Source organism: Microcoleus sp. B4-C2, from assembly GCF_036705265.1.
Classification (GTDB): Bacteria; Cyanobacteriota; Cyanobacteriia; order Cyanobacteriales; family Microcoleaceae; genus Microcoleus.
Genome location: NZ_JAUBUB010000212.1, coordinates 1 through 1307 on the forward strand (window position 1 = coordinate 1; position 1307 = coordinate 1307).

Annotated in this window: 1 protein-coding gene; it reads right to left on the minus strand. The window is 42.0% G+C overall.

From position 1 onward, the window contains the following. Positions 1 to 10: 10 nt before the first annotated feature. Positions 11 to 1210, minus strand: coding sequence for an ISAs1 family transposase (locus QUB20_RS28455; RefSeq protein ID WP_333251554.1), 1200 nt, complete (start codon positions 1208 to 1210; stop codon positions 11 to 13). Positions 1211 to 1307 lie beyond the last annotated feature (97 nt).

Sequence of the window (1307 nt, forward strand, 5' to 3'; positions counted from 1 at the left end):
GCAGGGTGGATTAATTGTCAAAAGAGTAAACCAGTGGGGCTAGGCTATTTGCTGACGAGCACGCGCCAGATTTAATTGGTTTGTCTTGATGAGATAAACCGAAAAGTAATTCGCTAACATATTCAAGTTGATTGGCCATAAATCTCAAAGCTTCAGGAAGTGTATTTGTACCGAGCATCCGAGCTAGAGATAGTAAAAATTGTCTGACCTGGGCCCAGTTCGCAGGTGCATTGCCACCTCGATGGATGCAGTTATCCTCATTTAACGTCACATCTTTAACCCAATGCAGCCGATTCTCTATTAACCAATGTCCTCGAATTGCCGACGCAAATTGGCTTGCCGACCAATCCTTACTACTTAAATAATAATGCGTTTCATGGAAATCAACTAACCGACGACGACTTTTTTTGCCTTCCCACCTACTGCCAGTTCTTTTGATAGCAATTATATGTTTGACACCCGCCCACGCTGGTAATAACTGAGTAGATACGGGATAAATTGTCGTAGAGCGAGTTGTGGTGCGGCCATGCAAGCGTTCTGAGGTTTGAGCTGAATCGATAGCGCCCACAGATGCGACTAATTTTTGAGCCACTTTAAACAAACTAGATTGATTTTTTTTGATGGTAATTATGTAGTCATTACCTCCATCAATAATTAACTGAATAGTTTTTTTTTGAGTGTGCAGTGCATCGGCAGTAATTACTACTTGAGAACCCGCAAGTTCTTGCACGAGTTCTTCGACAACTTCGATTTCACTTCGCTCCTGATTTTCCATTACTTTATGTCGGACTACCCAGCCGCGATCGTGACTGTATGCAGAAACTAGACTCACAAAATTTTGGTAAGAACTATTACCGCCAACACTTGTGCTTTTAATACTTTTTCCATCAATTGCCATCAATTCTCCTGGTGCTATCGATAATGTTTCCCCTGCCCATATATTAAAAAGGACGGCAATTACCTCAAAATCTAATGAGAGAATGATGTTTCTAAAAGTAGAGTCGCATGGAAAACGAATATCTGGTGGGAGGTGAAAGAGTTTTATCAGAGTTGAGCGATGATTTTTCGTAAATTCAGCTAAGGGCTTATATCCCCAATATCCCGTACAACTGCCCAATAAAATTATCATGAGTATCAGCCATAAGGGATGCCTAATCCCCCTCGGATGTCGGTGGTCAGGTACTGATTTAATTGCTTCAATTAAATTCATTGTTGATGCACTCTGTAGGATAGTCGAGCGCGAGCGGACTCGAGCCGCTCGCGCTCGACTATTATAATTTACTTGGGGACAATTAATCCACCCTGCT